The organism is Pseudomonas sp. SJZ131 (genome assembly GCF_007828705.1).
Lineage (GTDB): Bacteria > Pseudomonadota > Gammaproteobacteria > Pseudomonadales > Pseudomonadaceae > Aquipseudomonas > Aquipseudomonas prosekii.
Genome location: NZ_VIVC01000006.1, coordinates 104025 through 120516, shown reverse-complemented (window position 1 = coordinate 120516; position 16492 = coordinate 104025). Strand labels below are relative to the sequence as shown.

Here is a 16492-nt window from a genome sequence, read left to right as displayed (position 1 = left end):
CTCGCCAGTGAATGATTGAGAGGCGGGGCATTTGTGAGTACGAACATCATTACCGTTGAGGGCCATGAAGCCCTGAAGCAAGAGCTGGATTACCTGTGGAGAGAAAAACGCCCTGATACCACCAGAAAGGTTACGTGGGCGGCGTCTTTAGGCGATCGAAGCGAGAATGCCGATTATCAATACAACAAAAAACTTCTGCGAGAAATTGATCGGCGGGTGAGGTATCTGCGCAAGCGTCTCGAAGACGTTCGGGTTGTTCACTACTCTCCCGAACAAGAGGGGCATGTGTTTTTTGGCGCTTGGGTCGAGGTTGAAAACGAGGCAGGCGAGATCAAGAAATTCAGAATCGTTGGATATGACGAGATCTATGGTCGCAATGATTACATCTCGATTGATTCACCGATGGCGCGGGCACTGTTGAAGAAACAGGAGGGTGATGAGGCGGTTGTGCAGACGCCCACCGGAGAAATTCTCTGGTGGATCAACCAAGTGACATACGTCAAATAGCTCGTAGCAAACAGTTCGGCGGGCCTGCGCGCTGCACTTTTCAAGGTGAAGCGCGGTGCCGGCTTATGCCGACTTTTGGCCCGTGCGCGAAGAGCCAGTCAGCCCTCGCGCAAGACTGTCAGGGGGCTGGCGTTCAGCGCGCGGCGCGTGCCGAACACACCGGCGCCACCGATCAGCACTGCGCCAATCAACGGCAACACCAGCAACCACGGATGCGGCTGCCACGGCAGGTCGAAGGCGTAGCGGTAAAGCACCAGACTTACTACTTCCGAACCGATCGCCGCAAGCAAACCGCTGACCGCGCCGAGCAGGCCGAACTCGATTCGCCGCGCCTTGACCAGCAGTTTGCGTTCAGCGCCCAAGGCTCGCAGCAACGCACCTTGGCGAATCCGCTCATCAAGGGTTGCCTGCAAACCGGAGAACAGCACCGCCATCCCCGCCGCCAACACGAACAACAACACGTATTCCACCGCTAGCGTGACTTGCGCGAGGATGCTGCGCAGCTGCTCCAGCAAGGCTTCGACCTGCAAAATGGTGACTGCCGGGAACGCCCGGGACAAGTCGACAATCTGCTGATCGTGACCGGCCGCCAGATAGAAACTGGTGAGGTACGTCGCGGGCAAGTCCTTCAAGGTGCCGGGCTGGAAGATCATGAAGAAGTTCGGCTGGAAATTGTCCCAGTTGATGTCGCGCAGGCTGGTGACTTTCGCTTCGCGATTGACCCCGCCAACGGTGAACACCATGTGATCGCCGAGTTTGAGTTTCAGGCTCTCGGCGACTTTGCCTTCGACCGACACTCCCGGAACCTCGTCTGGCGTCTGGTCGCTCCACCAGTTACCCGAAGTGAGCTTGTTGCCGGCCGGCAGGTCCGCCGCCCAGGTCAGGCTCAAGTCACGCTGGATTGCCCGGTCACCGGCGGAATCCTTGCTGACGATGTCCTGCACCGCTTCGCCGTTGATGCTGATCAAGCGCCCAGGCACCACCGGATACAGCGGCGCCGACTGCGCCGACAATTCGACAAGGCGATCGGTAAAGGCTTGCTTCTCCGCCGGCAGAATGTTCAACGCGAAATAGTTCGGGGCGTTTTTCGGTAACTGGTTCTGCCAGGTGTCGAGCAGCTCGCCACGGAGCAGGGCGATCAACGCCATCGACAGCAGAATCAAACCAAACGCCAGCGCTTGGCCAGCCGCCGCCAGCGGATGGCGCAGCAATTGGCCCAGACCCAGGCGCCACGGCAGGGAAGCGCGGGCCAACATCCGGCGCAGGCTTTTGAGTAGCAACAGCAGCAAACCGCCGAGGACCACAGCAGCGACTACGCCACCGCCGAGCAAGGCAAAAGTCAGCACCAGATCCAGACTCAGGCGCCACATGATCAAACCGAGTGCGCCGAGTGCTGCGCCGTAGACCATCCAGGTGCTGGACGGAATCGGCAACATGTCGCGACGTAATACACGTAATGGCGGCACCCGGCCGAGTGCGGCCAGCGGCGGCAGGGCAAAACCGGCGAGTGCCACCAGCCCGGTGCCAATCCCGGCTACCGCCGGCAGCAAGCCGCCCGGTGGCACGTCGGTGGGCAGCAAGTCGTGCAATAACGCGAACAGCCCGAGTTGCGCCAGCCAACCGATCAGGGCGCCGCTGAGACTCGCGAGCAGACCCAGCACGGTCAACTGCAAACTGAACAGCACCATGGTTTCCCGGCGTGACAGACCCAGGCATCGCAGCAGGGCGCTGGCGTCGAAACGGCGGGTGGCGAAGCGCGTCGCCGACAGCGCCACCGCGACGCCGGATAACAACACCGCGACCAGACTGGCCATATTCAAATAGCGTTCGGCTTTGCCCAGCGCGCCCCCGATCTGTCGGTTGCCATCGCGGGCATCCTGCAGGCGTTGGTTGGGGGCGAGGCCGGGTTTGACCAGTTGCCGATAGGTTTCCAGCGCCTCAGCCTTGCCGCGCCAGAGTTCGCGGTAACTGACCCGGCTGCCGGGTTGCACCACGCCAGTCGCCGTGAGGTCGCTGAGGTTGATTAGTACGCGTGGGGTCAGGCTGTAGAAATTGCCGGCGCGGTCGGGCTCGTAAGTCAGCACCCGCGCCAGTTTCAAGGTTTTCATGCCGACGTCGATGCTGTCGCCGATCTTCAGGTCCAGCGCCGTCAGCAGTCGCGCCTCGACCCAGGCTTCGCCGGATTTCGGCCCGCCGCCGGATTCTTCGGCAGCGAAGGGCGCCGGGGCACTTTTCAGTTCGCCGCGCAGGGGATAAACGTCGTCGGCAGCTTTGATGCTCGACAGTTGAATGCCGTTATCGGTGGCGATAACGCTGGAAAATTCCACCACTTGAGCATGTTCCAGGCCCAGCTCGGTGCCGCTGCGGATTTGCTCCGGTCGCGCTGGCGAACTGCCTTCGAGCAACAGGTCGGCGCCGAGAAATTCGGTGGCGCGCAGCAGCATCGCGCCATTCAGGCGCGCGCCGAAATAACCGATGGCGGTACTCGCCGCCACGGCTACCAGCAATGCAAAGAACAATACCCGCAGCTCACCGGCGCGGGCGTCGCGCAGCAGTTGGCGGATGGCGAGGCTGAACAGGCGCAATAGCGGCAGGCGTGCCATCAAGGCTCCAGAGGGGCGACCAGCAGGCCGGCTTCAAGGCGGATCAGGCGCCGGCAACGATGTGCCAGGCGTTCGTCGTGGGTGACCAGCACCAGCGTCGTGCCGCGTTCCTTGTTCAATTCGAACAACAGATCGCTGATGCGCTCGCCGGTGTGGCTGTCGAGGTTGCCGGTCGGTTCGTCGGCGAACAACACGTCGGGTTCGGCGGCAAATGCGCGGGCGATCGCCACGCGTTGCTGTTCGCCGCCGGAGAGTTGGCGTGGCGAATGAGTCAGGCGCTGGCCCAGACCAACACGTTCGAGCAATTGCGTGGCGCGTTGCCGGGCGTCCTTGCGGCCATCGAGCTCCAGCGGCAGCATGACGTTTTCCAGCGCATTCAGGCTGTCGAGCAACTGGAACGACTGAAACACAAACCCGACGTGTTCGGCACGAATGCGCGCGCGTTGGTCTTCATCGAGATTGCTCAGCGCCTGACCGGCGAGGGTGACTTCGCCACTGCTCGGCAGGTCGAGGCCGGCGAGCAAGCCCAGAAGGGTGGATTTGCCGGAACCGGAGGCGCCGACGATGGCCAAACTGTCGCCCTTGTTCAGTTCCAGGCTGAGTTCGTGCAGGATAGTCAGTTCACCTTCCGCGCTGGGAACCACTTTGCTGAGGTTCTTCGCGGTGAGAATGCTTGCGCCCATGGAGAATCCGATGCGAGTGTGGTTTTTGAGTGCTGGCCTGGCCTTGATGTGCATGGCCCAGAACGCAGCGGCGGGTACAGTCCTGATCGTTGGCGATAGTATCAGCGCCGGTTTCGGACTGGATACCCGCTTGGGGTGGGTATCGCTGCTTGAGCAACGGCTCAAGCGCGAAGGTTTCGACGATAAAGTGATCAATGCCTCGATCAGCGGCGACACCAGTGCCGGAGGCCAGGCACGCCTGCCGGCGCTGCTTGCAGAGCATAAACCGCAGCTGGTGATCCTCGAATTGGGGGGCAACGATGGCTTGCGCGGAATGCTGCCAACGCAATTGCAACAAAACCTTGCGGCGATGATCGACAGCTCTCGGGCCAGCGGCGCGAAGGTGTTGTTGCTGGGCATGCAATTGCCGCCTAACTATGGCAAGCGTTACACCGAGCAGTTCGCGCAGGTCTACGGCACGCTGGCGGAGGAGAAAAAAATCCCCCTCGTGCCGTTTTTCCTCGACGGCGTCGGCGGTCACCCGGACCTGATGCAGGCCGATGGCCTGCACCCGGCTGCGGCGGCTCAGGACAAGTTGCTGGAAAATGTCTGGCCGACGCTGAAACCGCTGCTTTGACGCTTTTCTAGTGACGGTGTTTCGGCTAAGGTGGCGCCCCCGATTTGGAGCCCCCGATGCCGCGTCCTGCCTGGTCCCTTTTTGCCTACCAACTGATCGAGCCTGACGAACAGCTGGATCTGTTCGCCTGCCAGGAAGTGCGGGTGCATCTGGTGACGCGTCAGTTGGAACTCGGCGGCTCGGCAGATCGGACGTTGTGCGGCAGCCTGTTGCCGGCGCAACCGCGCTGGTCGAGCGTGGATCGCCGAGTGTTTCAGGATCAGCGGCTGTGCTCGCTTTGCCGGGCGATCCTCGAATCGCAGAAGCGCGGCACGTCGCCGATCTGGCCTGAGCTGCGTTTCGAGCTGTAATCGTCTATTCAACCTTAAAGTTTCACCCCAGCCCTGTGGCGAGGGGGCTTGCCCCCATCGGGGTGCGAAGCGCCCCTCAATAACAGTCGCCGCGACTCTTGGTCAGTAATGTCGTGTTCGGATTACGGCTGCTTCGCAGTCGAACGGGGGCAAGCCCCGTCGCCACAGGGGTTCGCTTGCCACAGGGGGTTTCTGTGAGTGAGGGGTTCACTCGCGCAAGCCGAAAAAACGTCATGCATCGCTTGCTGGCTGCCGAGCTCCCCGAATTCCGGGACGTCAGTGTACAATCCGTTTTTTACCCCAAGTCGACCACGCGAAGGATTTTCCGGATGTTGCCGCGCTTTCCTGCTGTCACCCGCTGCCTGACCCTTGCCGCCCTGTGTGTAGCTGGTCCGGTTTCAGCATTAGAGTTGCCTCTGCCTCCGCCCGGTGAAGACATCATCGGTCAGGTGCAGGTGATCAAGGCCAAGTACGAAGACACCTTCGCCGACCTTGGCACCACCTACGACCTCGGCTATTCGGAAATGGTCGCGGCCAACCCCGGCGTCGATGCCTGGTTGCCGGGCGCCGGCACCGAAATCGTCCTGCCGACTCGCTTCATCCTGCCGCCGGGCCCGCGCGAAGGCATCGTCATCAACCTCGCTGAATACCGCCTCTACTACTTCCCGAAAGGTCGGGACGTGGTTTACACCTTCCCGTTGGGGATCGGTCGTGAAGGTTGGGGTTCGCCGATTGCCCACACCACCATCACTGCAAAAACACCGAACCCGACCTGGACCCCTCCAGCCTCGATCAAGGCTGAGCACTTGGCCGACGGCGACCCGTTGCCGAATGTGGTGCCGGCCGGTCCCGACAACCCGCTGGGCCCGTTCAAGTTCAACCTCGGCACGCCGGGTTACCTGATTCACGGTTCGAACAAGAAGTTCGGCATCGGCATGCGCACCAGCCACGGTTGCTTCCGCATGTTCAACAACAACGTGCTGGAAATGGCCGACATGGTGCCGGTCGGTACGTCGGTGCGCATCATCAACGACCCCTACAAGTTTGGCGTCAGCGGCGGCAAGGTTTACCTCGAAGCGCACACCCCGCTCGACGACAACGGCAACCCGTCGGTGGTCGACAAGCACACCGCGGTGATCAACGCGATGCTCAAGCGTGAAGACATCACCAACAATTTGCGCATGAACTGGGATGTGGTGCGTGACGTGGTGGCTGCCGAAGACGGCTTGCCAGTCGAGATCGCCGTGCCGAATGGCGCTGCTCCGATGGTGTCGAGCGCGCCGGTCGAACTGCAGTAATAACCTCGCAGCACGAAGACAAACAACCCGCCGACGCTGGCCGCGTCGGCGGGTTTTTTATGGCGGGTGACAAATCCCGGACATAAAAAAGCCGACCCAAAAATGGGTCGGCTTGATAACAACCCCGAAGGATTATTACTTGCGGCTAGCTTTGTCCAGCATGCGCAGAGCACGCTCGTTAGCTTCGTCAGCAGTCTGTTGTGCTTTTTGAGCAGCAGCCAGAGCTTCATCAGCTTTACGGTACGCTTCGTCTGCACGAGCCTGGGAGCGAGCAGCTGCGTCTTCAGTAGCGGTCAGACGTGCTTCGGTTTCTTTCGATACGCTGCTGCAACCGGTAGCCAGAACTGCGGCCAGAGCCAGCGCAGAGAATTTCAGAACGTTGTTCATCGTGTTCCCCTTCAAGGACTTTCTATTAAGTAGCTGTCTCCTCAGAGTGAGGAAATAGCCGGCGTACATACTACCCATTACTTGTCGTAAGTAAACTGACGTAAAGCAAGAAGCAAAAAAATTGTAGGCGTTGATTCTTTTTCGAGCAACTTTTAACTGCGCTGTATAAAAAATATCCAGCTGCAAGCCCCGAGATGAGCGAGCTGCGGGCAAAAAGTTCCCTGACTGCAAAGGCTAATTTCAATTCGTTGTTAAAGTCTGACTAGATGCTTTCGTCTACACTTCTGTTCGGATTTTGCGTAGCCCCTCACATATCTTTCTGCATGTTGAGGTGACTTTAACAACGGTGGCTCGTCTTAAGTCTCAATATCCGGCAATGTTCAGGCTTGAACACGGGAAGATCCCCGCTCGAGCCGTCCCTGCATCACCCGGAGCAGCACCCGCCACCCCCACGTCAAGACGAGCGCACCTTGAGCATTTTCGCCAATGGTGCCTACTATTTGATAGTGCCCAGGTAGCGCGAGATCGGTGCGGCTCTTCTCGGTGTCCATTCAGGCACAGGGTGGCGTAGATGTTCCTTCGCCGGAAAAACATCGGTAAGGTAGGGGTCAGAATTCAAGACCCGCGAGGAGTAGTGATGAGCGAGGCGTTGTCCATCCACCATGACCAGGCTGGTCATCAGTTCGAGACCAATGTGGACGGTCATCGTGCCTACCTGACCTATATGGATCTGGGGAAACAGACCCTGGATATTTATCGCACCTTCGTGCCCAACGCCTTGCGCGGCCGTGGCATTGCGGCGGCCTTGACCGAGCAGGCGCTGCAGTACGCCGAAGAAATGGGCTACACGGTGATTCCATCGTGCTCCTACGTCGAGCGCTACATGGAACGCCACCAGCGGCACGCGGCGAAACTGAGCCAGTAAACGCAAGACATAAAAAAAAACGCCGGGTTTTCAGCCCGGCGTTTTTTTTGTGCCCGATTTCTCGTGCCAGAAGACGTTGATCAGCCGCGATCACGTTTCGGCAGCACATCCTTGAGCTTGGCATGCATGCCGCGCAAGGTGTTTTCAGTGGCGGCCCAATCGATGCAGGCATCGGTGATCGACACGCCGTATTGCAGATCGGCGAGGTCTTTGGGGATCGCCTGGCAGCCCCAGTTCAAGTGGCTTTCGACCATCAGGCCGATGATCGACTGGTTGCCTTCGAGGATCTGGTTGGCAACGTTCTCCATCACCAGCGGTTGCAGGGCCGGGTCCTTGTTGGAGTTGGCGTGGCTGCAATCGACCATGATGTTCGGCTTGATCTTGGCTTTGTTCAGCGCTTGCTCGCAGAGCGCGACGCTCACCGAATCGTAGTTCGGCTTGCCGTTGCCGCCGCGCAAGACCACGTGACCGTAGGCGTTGCCCTTGGTGGTGACGATCGACACGCCACCTTCCTGGTTGATGCCGAGGAAACGGTGCGGGCTCGACACCGATTGCAGCGCGTTGATCGCTACCGTCAGGCCGCCGTCGGTGCCGTTCTTGAAGCCGACTGCCGAGGACAGGCCCGAAGCCATTTCACGGTGAGTCTGCGACTCGGTGGTGCGTGCGCCAATCGCCGACCAGCTGATCAAATCCTGCAGATATTGCGGGGAGATCGGGTCCAGCGCTTCGGTGGCGGTGGGCAAGCCCATCTCGGCCAGGTCCAGCAACAACTGGCGACCGATGTGCAAACCATCCTGAATCTTGAACGAGTCGTCGAGGTACGGATCGTTGATCAGACCTTTCCAGCCGACGGTGGTACGTGGCTTCTCGAAATACACACGCATGACCAGATACAGCGTATCCGAGACTTCGGCAGCCAAAGCTTTCAGGCGCTCGGCGTATTCGTGGGCAGCCTTGATGTCGTGGATCGAGCAAGGCCCGATCACCACGAACAGACGGTGGTCGGTGCCATCAAGAATGTTGCGAATGACTTCGCGGCCCTTGGTCACGGTGCGCAGGGCAGCGTCGCTCAAAGGGATATCACGCTTGAGCTGATCCGGAGTGATCAGGGTTTCGTTGGAAGCGACGTTTAGGTCGTTGATCGGTAAATCAGCCATCGTTTACTCGTCAGGTCACGGGTGCCATCCGCCAGCGAACCCGCGCGGCGGAGCACAGCAAATTAAGCGCGTCGGGGAGCGGAACCTTAGCGCGTTACACCGTGGCTAGACAATGGGCAAACGCCGGTTTAATCCAGCACAGACTGAGCAAAAGCCTTGCGAACCGTGTCGTGGGAGAACTCGTCGGCGTGCTCCTGCACCCATTCGAGCGCGCGCGCCTGAATATCCTGCAAGTCTTGGTTGGCTTCATGCAGCCGGCAGTAACGTTCGATCTGGCACACCTGCTCGCCCATTCGCGCGCTGAACAGCATCTGCTCATCGACAAACGCGATGCCCACCAGATAGCCGCGTTTGCGCCGCAGACACCACGCCACATAGCCCAGATAACGCAAGTCGGGATTCAAGGTCGGCATGCGCACTTCCAGCGCCGTGCCATGACGCCACGCGCGGTGGTAATTGCAAGCCATGCCGCCGAGGCTGATAGTGTGCAGCCGTTGCCGAGAAATGCACTCATGTTTGAGTAGCGTCAGCTCCACGGGCACATCGACAGGATGAGGAAGAAAACGTCCCATGAACACGGACTCCCTGTGTCGCCCATTTGACATTGTTTCCCCCAGTATAGTGGTCGAATTGCCGCTGACCGATTTCGATGCCGACCAACGGCTGCTGGCGATGAGCGGTGTTTCGCTGGTGATTTTCACCAGTGTTGGTTGCGCCAGTTGCCGCTATGCGCGCGAGCAATTGCCAAGATTCGAACTACCGATCGATCGCTTGTGCTGGATCGACGCCGCCGACAATGGCGGGCTGGTCGAACGTTATGAGGTGTTTCAATTGCCGGCGCTGTTTGTGGTGCGTGACGGTGAATTTTTTGGCGCGCTCCAGTCGCGCCTGACCGCCGCCGAACTGAATGGAGCGCTGGCGCAGGCGTTGAATCGAATTGCAGAGGAATTGCCATGATGCAAGCAGTTGCCAAGCCAAGAATCGGCATTATCGGAACCGGCGCCATCGGCGGTTTCTACGGATTGATGCTGGCGCGCGCCGGGTTCGACGTGCACTTTTTGCTTCGCAGTGAATTTTCCGCGGTCGCCGCGCAAGGCTTGCAGGTCAATAGCGCGGTGCATGGCGCGCTGAGCCTGAACCCGGTCCAGGCTTATTCAGCCGCCGAAGACATGCCGCCGTGCGACTGGTTGCTGGTGGCGGCGAAGAGCACGAGTTCCGGTCTGGCGCCGGTCATCGCCAAAGCGGCCGCGCCGGGCGCCAAAGTCCTGTTGCTGCAAAACGGCCTGGACGTCGAGGACAGCCTCCGCGAGGTGTTGCCCGATTCGCTGCACCTGCTCGGCGGGCTGTGCCTGATCTGCGTTCACCGTGAAGGCCCCGGCGTCATCACCCATCAAGCCCTCGGCGCGGTGAACGTCGGCTACCACAGCGGCCCGGCGCACGATGCGGCAACGCGCATGGCCATCGTCGAGGAGGGCGCCGGACTGTTTCGCAGCGCCGGCATCGACTCGCAAGCGATGCCCAATCTGCATCAGGCGCGTTGGCAAAAACTGGTCTGGAACATTCCTTATAACGGTCTGTCAGTGTTACTCGGCGCCAGCACCGCGCCGCTGATGGCAGATGCCGACAGCCGCGCGCTGATTCAGGCGCTGATGGCCGAAGTGGTGCAGGGCGCCAAGGCTTGTGGTCACGACATTGCGCCCGGTTACGCCGACTTCCTGTTCAACATGACCGACAAAATGCCCGACTATTGGCCGAGCATGCACCACGATTTGCTGCACAAACGGCCGCTGGAATTGGACGCGATTTACGCCCGACCGCTCGCGGCGGCAAAAGCGGCGGGCTGTGAATTGCCACGCATCGAAGCGCTGTACCGGGCGCTGGTTTTCATTGATCGACGTAACGTCTGAGTCGATGCAGCGACATTCAAGGAAAGGGCAGGGGAACGGGCATGGCAAAAGAGATCGATGACAAGTTGGTGCTGGCGATTTCTTCGCGCGCACTGTTCGACTTGAGTGAGAGCCACAAGGTCTATTTGTCGAGCGGTGTCGAAGCCTATCGGCAGTACCAGATTGAACACGAAGACGAAATTCTCGCGCCGGGTGATGCTTTTCCGCTGGTGGAAAAACTGCTGAAACTGAACGCCAGTCTTGGCCGGGCCCGGGTCGAAGTGGTGCTGGTCTCGCGCAACAGCGCCGACACCGGTTTGCGCGTTTTCAACTCGATTCATCATTACGGCCTGGCGATTTCCCGCGCGGCGTTTGTCGGTGGGCGCAGTCCTTATCCGTACCTCAAGGCATTTGGTTGCGACCTGTTTCTCTCGACGCACGCCGAAGATGTGCGCAGTGCGCTGGACGCCGGTTTCGCTGCCGCGACCATTCTCTCGGGCGGTGCCAGCCGCGCCGCGAGTGACGAATTGCGCATCGCTTTTGATGGCGACGCAGTGTTGTTTTCCGATGAGTCGGAACGGGTTTATCAGGCCGGTGGGCTGGAAGCGTTCCAGGCCAGCGAACGCGAATCGGCGCGCGAGCCATTGCGCGGCGGCCCGTTCAAAGGTTTTCTGGCGGCGCTGAATCTGCTGCAACGCGAGTTTCCCGACGAATCCTGTCCGATCCGCACGGCGCTGGTCACCGCCCGTTCGGCACCGGCGCATGAGCGGGTGATCCGCACGTTGCGCGAGTGGGATATTCGTCTCGATGAATCGCTGTTTCTCGGCGGCCTGACCAAAGCGGCGTTCCTCGAAGCCTTCGCCGCCGACGTGTTTTTCGACGATCAGGCCGGTCATTGCGAGCTGGCGCGCGAAGTGGTCGCCACCGGTCATGTGCCACATGGCATAAGCAACGAGCAAAAAGTTTAAGCCCTCGCGTCAAGGTGTTACGCGGCCCGTCGTACTCGGCAAGGCACTGCTAAGCTGAATCAATCTCCGCCATGTCGGCACGCAAGGAGGTCATATGATTCGTTCCATGCTGTATGCCACCGACCTCGGCCTGTACGCACCTTTGGTGATGCAGCATGCCTTGGCGATGGCGCGAACATTCAATGCCGACTTGTATGTGGTGCACGCCGTGGAACCCATGGGGCTGTTCGCCGAGTCGGTGCTGCAAAGTTATCTGGATGAGCAGGCGCTGAACGAATTTCACAGTCAGGGGCTGAGCACGGTGATCGCCAATATCGAGCGGCGGGTGCTCGATAGTTTTCGTGAAGAGCTGGGGGATGAGGGCGAGCAGGACCTTGAGCGGATTCAAGCGGTGCGGGTGGTGCAGGGCGATCCGGCGCAGGTGATTCTCGACCAGGCGCAGAAACTCTCGGTGGATTTGCTGATCGTAGGAAGTCACAGCCATCGCGCCAGCGCGGAAACCCCGTTGGGCCGCACGGCCGCGCGGGTGTTGCAACTGTCGAGGGTGCCGGTCTATCTGGTGCCGCTTGTGGAACGTCGGCGTCAGGGCGACCGCTAGAACATCAATAATGGCGTTTTGATAAAAAAGTTCTAGATTTATTATTCAAACCATTAATATAGTTATATACCGTCGCTGATGCCCGTGGCGTCTACCTGCTTTGAGGGATACATATGAAGCTTCAACAACTGCGCTACATCTGGGAAGTGGCGCACCACGACCTCAACGTCTCCGCTACCGCCCAGAGTCTCTACACCTCGCAGCCGGGCATCAGTAAGCAGATCCGTTTGCTGGAAGACGAACTGGGCGTCGAAGTTTTCGCCCGCAGCGGCAAGCACCTGACCCGCGTCACCCCGGCCGGCGAGCGCATCATCACCACCGCCGGCGAGATCCTGCGCAAAGTCGAAAGCATCAAGCAGATCGCCCAGGAATTCTCCAACGAGAAGAAAGGCACACTGTCGATCGCCACCACGCACACTCAGGCGCGTTACGCGTTGCCGCCAGTGATCAGCAATTTCATCAAGCAATACCCCGACGTTGCCCTGCACATGCATCAGGGTTCGCCGATGCAGATCGCCGAAATGGCGGCGGACGGCACCGTCGATTTCGCCATCGCCACCGAAGCGCTGGAACTGTTCGGTGATCTGGTGATGATGCCGTGCTATCGCTGGAACCGTTGCGTGGTCGTGCCGCAGGGCCACCCGCTGACCAAACTGCCGAAGTTGACGCTGGAAGCACTGGCCGAATACCCGATCGTGACCTACGTGTTCGGTTTCACCGGCCGTTCGAAACTCGACGAAGCCTTCAGCCACCGTGGCCTGACGCCGAAAGTGGTGTTCACCGCTGCCGACGCCGACGTGATCAAGACTTACGTGCGCCTGGGTCTGGGCGTGGGCATCGTCGCGAAAATGGCGGTAGACGCCAAACTCGATAGCGATCTGGTGATGCTCGATGCCAGCGACCTGTTCGAATCCAGCGTGACCAAAATCGGCTTCCGTCGCGGCACTTTCTTGCGTGGTTTCATGTGCGACTTCATCGAGAAGTTTGCGCCGCACCTGACCCGCGAAGTCATGGCCAAAGCCATTCAGTGCCACAACAAACAGGAACTGGAAGAACTGTTCGACGGCGTCGAACTGCCGGTTCACTAAGCGGCCAGCCCACTAAACTGCCAGGCCACTGAGCAGCTTCAGATCACCTCGGTAACAGCAAACTGTTGCCGAGCGCCCGCCACCAGAATCTCCACCTCATCACCTTCAAACTTGCCCAGCAGGCTTTTGCCCAGCGGCGAGCGCGGGGTGATGACGGTCACCAGTTGCCCGACCACATCGACCTTCAAGCCCGCCGCATCAGGGGCGAGGAACAGCCATTGCTCGCGCCCCTTTTCGTCTTCGAGACCCAGCAGGGCGCCGACTTCGATACCGCGCTGATCGTCATACGCACGCAAGATCAGGTTCTGACACAGATTGAGTGAATGACGGATTTCCTCGACCCGTTTCGCTTGCCCGGCGGCGAGGTACGACGCCTCCAGACCGAGCGTGTCGTATTTGTTTTCGGCGATGTTCTCTTCGTGGGTCGCGGTTTCGTACGCGGTTTGCGCCGCGCGTTCCGCGATGTCGAGATCGATGCGCAGCTTGTCGAGAATCAATTGGTGGACGAAAGGCTTGTTCATGATCAATCGCAGAATTGCTGGACGTTGGCGCGGCTTTTTTCGCTCGGCGCGTTGCGATCCTGTTGCAGCCAGAACTGGCATTTGGGGTTCGACAGATTGCGCGTATTGCTGCGCGCCTGATCGAGATTTTGCTGCAGCTCGTTCTGCCGCAGATTCTCCTGATATTGCTCGAACATCGGCGTTTCAGCCTCCGGTTGCACCACCGCTGGCGGCTTGGCCAGTTGCTGCACGGCTTGGGCCACGGGCGCCAATTGCTCGGGAAAGAGCACGCGTGAGGCCAGCCAACAGGTCAGCGCAATGGCCAGAAAACCCAGCCAGATTCCCAGGGCAATGCTGCCGCTCAGTTGCACGGCACTCAGGCGAATCGGCAACGGACGGCGCGTGTTGGGACGGTATGGCATGGCTGCCTCCTGGCGGGTGATCGCGGATGGTTGGCGATTGTCGCACGAAGATTAATCGTCGGCGGCTCTTCTGCACGGGGTAATTTATGCGGACAATCGGTGTTTTTGCCAATGGGGGCCGTAATGCCTGAACTGCCTCAAATGAAAAACCGCGGGCGCTGGGATATTTTTTGCACCGTGGTCGACAACTTCGGCGACATCGGTGTGACCTGGCGTCTGGCCCGGCAGTTAGTCGCCGAGCACGGCGTCGATGTGCGGCTGTGGGTCGACGACTTGCGCGCGTTTGAACGCTTGTGTCCGCAGATCGATGTCGACGCCGAGCAGCAATGGCAGCAGGGTGTCGAGGTGCGTCAATGGCCCACCGACTGGCAGCCGGTCGATGCCGGCGACGTGGTCATTGCCGCGTTTGCCTGCCAGTTACCCAGCGCCTTCATGGACGCGATGGCCGCACGCGAAAAACCACCGCTTTGGATGAACCTCGACTATTTGAGCGCCGAAGACTGGGTCATCGGTTGCCACGGTTTGCCCTCGGTGAAATACAAAAGTGTGCAGAAGTATTTCTTCTTCCCGGGATTCCAGAAGGGCACTGGCGGCTTGTTGCGTGAGCGCGGTTTGCTCGAACGGCGTAGGGCGTTTCAGCAAGACCCCGAAGCCCAGCGACAATTCCTGCACGGGTTAGGCATTGATGCTGCGCCCGACGCGCAGTTGATCTCGCTGTTTGCCTACGAAAATGCTGGATTGGCCAGTTGGCTCGACGCCTTGGCAAGCGATTCCACGCCTGCGCATTTGCTGGTGCCGGAAGGGCGGATTCTTGGCGATGTCCAGCGCTGGCTCGGGGTCAGTGAGCTGGCTGCGGGTGCGCTGCACGTGCGCAATGGCCTGACCGTGCAAGTGTTGCCATTCGTGCGTCAGGACCAATACGACCACCTGCTGTGGTGCTGCGACTTCAACGCGGTGCGCGGCGAAGACTCGTTTGTTCGCGCGCAGTGGGCGGGGCGTCCGCTGCTGTGGCACATCTATCGGCAGGACGAAGACATTCACCTGGACAAGCTCGAAGCCTTCCTTGTGCTCTACACAAAAGGCCTGTCAGCACCTGCGAGCGCGGCAATCAGCAGTCTTTGGCGCGCATGGAACGCTGGCGAGGACATGGCCGACCAGTGGCTCGCCACCCGCAAACACTGGCCAGAGCTGCAAAATCACGCCGAGGCGTGGTGTCTGGAACAAGCCTTGCAGGCGGATCTTGCCGCGGCGCTGGTACAGTTTTATGTAAATTGGATATGATACGCGGCCTAGATTTTTGTAAATCCCATCCAAATTCGGATATTCGCAATGAAAACTGGTAAAGAACTGAAACCCGGTACCGTGATCCGTCTCGAAAACGATCCTTGGCTGGTTCAGAAAGCTGAATTCACCAAGTCCGGTCGTAACAGCGCGATCATGAAGACCAAGCTGAAGAACCTGCTGACCGGTTACAAGACCGAGATCGTTTACAGCGCTGACGACAAACTGGACGACGTAATCCTCGACCGCAAAGAAGCGACCCTGTCCTTCATCAGCGGCGACACCTACACGTTCATGGACACCACCGACTACACCATGTACGAGCTGAACGCTGAAGACATCGAAGCCGTTCTGCCTTTCGTTGAAGAAGGCATGACTGATGTTTGCGAAGCAATCTTCTTCGAAGAGCGTCTGGTTTCCGTAGAACTGCCGACCACTATCGTGCGCGTCGTTGACTACACCGAAGGTTCCGCTCGCGGCGACACTTCCGGCAAAGTCATGAAGCCAGCCAAGCTGAGCAACGGTACTGAGCTGCAGGTTGCTGACTTCATCGAAATCGGTGATCGCATCGAAATCGACACCCGCGAAGGCGGTTCCTACAAGGGCCGTGCTAAATAAGCACAGCTTCAGGAATGAAAAAGCCCGACCATTGAGTCGGGCTTTTTTGTGCCTGGAGGAAAGCTGTTTCGCGACCAGCCTTCAATCTCGCAGGTTTTTTGCTGGCGCTGATCAGACGGTCACATGCAGACGCACATCAACGTTGCCACGTGTTGCATTGGAGTACGGGCAAACCTGGTGGGCGGCGTCGACCAGGCTCTGCGCATCGGCTTGTTCCAGGCCCGGCAGGCTGATGTGCAAATCGATGTCCAGACCAAAACCGCCAGGAATCTGACCGATGCCGACATGCGCGGTGATCGAGGCGTCGTTCGGGATGCTGCGCTTGGTCTGGCTGGCGACGAACTTCAGCGCGCCGATGAAGCAAGCGGAATAACCGGCGGCGAACAGTTGCTCAGGGTTGGTCGCCGCACCGCCAGCACCGCCGAGTTCTTTCGGGGTGGCGAGTTTGACGTCGAGGATATTGTCGCTGGACACCGCACGACCATCACGGCCACCGGTGGAAGTTGCGATTGCGGTGTAGAGAGTTTGCATGATGTGAGCCTCGTTCCGGGTTTGGATAATTCGCGCTAATTGTTTGCGCGCTAAGTAAGTTCGAGGTGAATGTA

Annotated in this window: 20 protein-coding genes; 12 read left to right on the top strand and 8 right to left on the bottom strand. The window is 59.5% G+C overall.

What is annotated here, in order from left to right:
* The first annotated feature begins 33 nt into the window (after nt 1-33).
* On the top strand, nt 34-507 hold the full coding sequence (gene greB, locus FBY12_RS23755; RefSeq protein WP_092279507.1) for a transcription elongation factor GreB: 474 nt from the start codon (nt 34-36) through the stop codon (nt 505-507).
* Between the two features lie 98 nt (nt 508-605).
* On the opposite strand, the gene FBY12_RS23750 is transcribed toward greB, so the two are convergent.
* Together FBY12_RS23750 and FBY12_RS23745 are read right to left on the bottom strand one after the other, a co-directional pair.
* Nucleotides 606-3110, bottom strand: a complete 2505-nt coding sequence (locus FBY12_RS23750; RefSeq protein ID WP_121731499.1) for an ABC transporter permease — start codon at nt 3108-3110, stop codon at nt 606-608.
* Entirely contained in the window at nt 3110-3793 is a 684-nt protein-coding gene (locus FBY12_RS23745; RefSeq protein WP_092279511.1) for an ABC transporter ATP-binding protein, read from the bottom strand. Before FBY12_RS23745 ends, FBY12_RS23750 begins: the two co-directional genes overlap by 1 nt.
* Nucleotides 3794-3803: 10 nt before the next feature.
* On the opposite strand from FBY12_RS23745, the gene FBY12_RS23740 reads away from it, so the two are divergent.
* From FBY12_RS23740 to FBY12_RS23725, 3 genes are all read left to right on the top strand, one after another.
* Nucleotides 3804-4409, top strand: coding sequence for an arylesterase (locus FBY12_RS23740; protein WP_121731498.1), 606 nt, complete (start codon nt 3804-3806; stop codon nt 4407-4409).
* A 56-nt stretch (nt 4410-4465) separates the two neighbouring features.
* The gene (locus tag FBY12_RS23735; protein ID WP_003226812.1) at nt 4466-4759 is read left to right on the top strand and encodes a hypothetical protein; all 294 of its coding nucleotides are present in this window, start codon (nt 4466-4468) and stop codon (nt 4757-4759) included.
* Between the two features lie 329 nt (nt 4760-5088).
* The gene (locus tag FBY12_RS23725; RefSeq protein WP_145256404.1) at nt 5089-6057 is read left to right on the top strand and encodes a L,D-transpeptidase family protein; all 969 of its coding nucleotides are present in this window, start codon (nt 5089-5091) and stop codon (nt 6055-6057) included.
* A 135-nt stretch (nt 6058-6192) separates the two neighbouring features.
* Here FBY12_RS23725 and oprI read toward each other — a convergent pair whose 3' ends face one another.
* Nucleotides 6193-6444 (bottom strand): outer membrane lipoprotei OprI, encoded by a 252-nt coding sequence (gene oprI / locus FBY12_RS23720; protein WP_002553018.1) that lies wholly within the window; start codon nt 6442-6444, stop codon nt 6193-6195.
* A gap of 637 nt (nt 6445-7081) precedes the next feature.
* On the opposite strand from oprI, the gene FBY12_RS23715 reads away from it, so the two are divergent.
* On the top strand, nt 7082-7369 hold the full coding sequence (locus FBY12_RS23715; protein ID WP_020800382.1) for a GNAT family N-acetyltransferase: 288 nt from the start codon (nt 7082-7084) through the stop codon (nt 7367-7369).
* Nucleotides 7370-7449: 80 nt separating this feature from the next.
* Here FBY12_RS23715 and FBY12_RS23710 read toward each other — a convergent pair whose 3' ends face one another.
* Together FBY12_RS23710 and FBY12_RS23705 are read right to left on the bottom strand one after the other, a co-directional pair.
* Nucleotides 7450-8526 carry a 3-deoxy-7-phosphoheptulonate synthase gene (locus FBY12_RS23710; RefSeq protein ID WP_145256401.1) on the bottom strand — a complete coding sequence of 359 codons (1077 nt, stop codon included), beginning with the start codon at nt 8524-8526 and terminating at the stop codon, nt 7450-7452.
* 128 nt (nt 8527-8654) lie between these two features.
* On the bottom strand, nt 8655-9098 hold the full coding sequence (locus FBY12_RS23705) for a PilZ domain-containing protein (RefSeq protein WP_121731495.1): 444 nt from the start codon (nt 9096-9098) through the stop codon (nt 8655-8657).
* Here FBY12_RS23705 and FBY12_RS23700 point away from each other — a divergent pair.
* The 5 genes from FBY12_RS23700 (at nt 9097) to cysB (ending at nt 13066) form a co-directional block, all read left to right on the top strand.
* Complete coding sequence (locus FBY12_RS23700) at nt 9097-9483, top strand: co-chaperone YbbN (protein WP_145256398.1); 387 nt, start codon at nt 9097-9099, stop codon at nt 9481-9483. The two genes, FBY12_RS23705 and FBY12_RS23700, sit on opposite strands and share 2 nt — an antisense overlap.
* A complete protein-coding gene (locus FBY12_RS23695; protein WP_145256395.1) occupies nt 9480-10433 on the top strand; it encodes a putative 2-dehydropantoate 2-reductase in 954 nt (317 codons plus the stop codon). The genes FBY12_RS23700 and FBY12_RS23695 overlap by 4 nt, the downstream gene beginning before the upstream one ends.
* Before the next feature lie 41 nt (nt 10434-10474).
* The gene (locus FBY12_RS23690; protein WP_145256392.1) at nt 10475-11380 is read left to right on the top strand and encodes a 5'-nucleotidase; all 906 of its coding nucleotides are present in this window, start codon (nt 10475-10477) and stop codon (nt 11378-11380) included.
* 94 nt (nt 11381-11474) lie between these two features.
* Nucleotides 11475-11978 carry a universal stress protein gene (locus tag FBY12_RS23685; protein ID WP_109504449.1) on the top strand — a complete coding sequence of 168 codons (504 nt, stop codon included), beginning with the start codon at nt 11475-11477 and terminating at the stop codon, nt 11976-11978.
* Between the two features lie 113 nt (nt 11979-12091).
* Complete coding sequence (gene cysB, locus FBY12_RS23680) at nt 12092-13066, top strand: HTH-type transcriptional regulator CysB (protein WP_092279531.1); 975 nt, start codon at nt 12092-12094, stop codon at nt 13064-13066.
* 38 nt (nt 13067-13104) lie between these two features.
* Here cysB and FBY12_RS23675 read toward each other — a convergent pair whose 3' ends face one another.
* Together FBY12_RS23675 and FBY12_RS23670 are read right to left on the bottom strand one after the other, a co-directional pair.
* Nucleotides 13105-13587, bottom strand: a complete 483-nt coding sequence (locus tag FBY12_RS23675; protein ID WP_145256389.1) for a GreA/GreB family elongation factor — start codon at nt 13585-13587, stop codon at nt 13105-13107.
* Between the two features lie 2 nt (nt 13588-13589).
* On the bottom strand, nt 13590-13988 hold the full coding sequence (locus FBY12_RS23670) for a hypothetical protein (protein ID WP_145256386.1): 399 nt from the start codon (nt 13986-13988) through the stop codon (nt 13590-13592).
* A 123-nt stretch (nt 13989-14111) separates the two neighbouring features.
* Here FBY12_RS23670 and earP point away from each other — a divergent pair, with 123 nt between their 5' ends.
* Nucleotides 14112-15269, top strand: coding sequence for an elongation factor P maturation arginine rhamnosyltransferase EarP (earP, locus tag FBY12_RS23665; RefSeq protein ID WP_145256383.1), 1158 nt, complete (start codon nt 14112-14114; stop codon nt 15267-15269).
* Nucleotides 15270-15317: 48 nt separating this feature from the next.
* Nucleotides 15318-15887, top strand: coding sequence for an elongation factor P (locus FBY12_RS23660; RefSeq protein ID WP_032626910.1), 570 nt, complete (start codon nt 15318-15320; stop codon nt 15885-15887).
* A gap of 111 nt (nt 15888-15998) precedes the next feature.
* Here FBY12_RS23660 and FBY12_RS23655 read toward each other — a convergent pair whose 3' ends face one another.
* Entirely contained in the window at nt 15999-16418 is a 420-nt protein-coding gene (locus FBY12_RS23655) for an organic hydroperoxide resistance protein (RefSeq protein WP_047527178.1), read from the bottom strand.
* Nucleotides 16419-16492: the final 74 nt, after the last annotated feature.

Excerpts from the sequence above, each read along its gene's own strand:
- FBY12_RS23750 (WP_121731499.1), bottom strand. The coding sequence starts at position 3,110 with ATGGCACGCCTGCCGCTATTGCGCCTGTTCAGCCTCGCCATCCGCCAA.
- FBY12_RS23700 (WP_145256398.1), top strand. The coding sequence starts at position 9,097 with ATGAACACGGACTCCCTGTGTCGCCCATTTGACATTGTTTCCCCCAGT.
- oprI (WP_002553018.1), bottom strand. The coding sequence starts at position 6,444 with ATGAACAACGTTCTGAAATTCTCTGCGCTGGCTCTGGCCGCAGTTCTG.
- FBY12_RS23685 (WP_109504449.1), top strand. The coding sequence starts at position 11,475 with ATGATTCGTTCCATGCTGTATGCCACCGACCTCGGCCTGTACGCACCT.
- FBY12_RS23725 (WP_145256404.1), top strand. The coding sequence starts at position 5,089 with ATGTTGCCGCGCTTTCCTGCTGTCACCCGCTGCCTGACCCTTGCCGCC.
- FBY12_RS23715 (WP_020800382.1), top strand. The coding sequence starts at position 7,082 with ATGAGCGAGGCGTTGTCCATCCACCATGACCAGGCTGGTCATCAGTTC.
- FBY12_RS23705 (WP_121731495.1), bottom strand. The coding sequence starts at position 9,098 with ATGGGACGTTTTCTTCCTCATCCTGTCGATGTGCCCGTGGAGCTGACG.
- FBY12_RS23670 (WP_145256386.1), bottom strand. The coding sequence starts at position 13,988 with ATGCCATACCGTCCCAACACGCGCCGTCCGTTGCCGATTCGCCTGAGT.
- FBY12_RS23690 (WP_145256392.1), top strand. The coding sequence starts at position 10,475 with ATGGCAAAAGAGATCGATGACAAGTTGGTGCTGGCGATTTCTTCGCGC.
- FBY12_RS23660 (WP_032626910.1), top strand. The coding sequence starts at position 15,318 with ATGAAAACTGGTAAAGAACTGAAACCCGGTACCGTGATCCGTCTCGAA.
- FBY12_RS23745 (WP_092279511.1), bottom strand. The coding sequence starts at position 3,793 with ATGGGCGCAAGCATTCTCACCGCGAAGAACCTCAGCAAAGTGGTTCCC.
- FBY12_RS23710 (WP_145256401.1), bottom strand. The coding sequence starts at position 8,526 with ATGGCTGATTTACCGATCAACGACCTAAACGTCGCTTCCAACGAAACC.
- FBY12_RS23675 (WP_145256389.1), bottom strand. The coding sequence starts at position 13,587 with ATGAACAAGCCTTTCGTCCACCAATTGATTCTCGACAAGCTGCGCATC.
- FBY12_RS23735 (WP_003226812.1), top strand. The coding sequence starts at position 4,466 with ATGCCGCGTCCTGCCTGGTCCCTTTTTGCCTACCAACTGATCGAGCCT.
- cysB (WP_092279531.1), top strand. The coding sequence starts at position 12,092 with ATGAAGCTTCAACAACTGCGCTACATCTGGGAAGTGGCGCACCACGAC.
- FBY12_RS23740 (WP_121731498.1), top strand. The coding sequence starts at position 3,804 with ATGCGAGTGTGGTTTTTGAGTGCTGGCCTGGCCTTGATGTGCATGGCC.
- FBY12_RS23655 (WP_047527178.1), bottom strand. The coding sequence starts at position 16,418 with ATGCAAACTCTCTACACCGCAATCGCAACTTCCACCGGTGGCCGTGAT.
- earP (WP_145256383.1), top strand. The coding sequence starts at position 14,112 with ATGCCTGAACTGCCTCAAATGAAAAACCGCGGGCGCTGGGATATTTTT.
- FBY12_RS23695 (WP_145256395.1), top strand. The coding sequence starts at position 9,480 with ATGATGCAAGCAGTTGCCAAGCCAAGAATCGGCATTATCGGAACCGGC.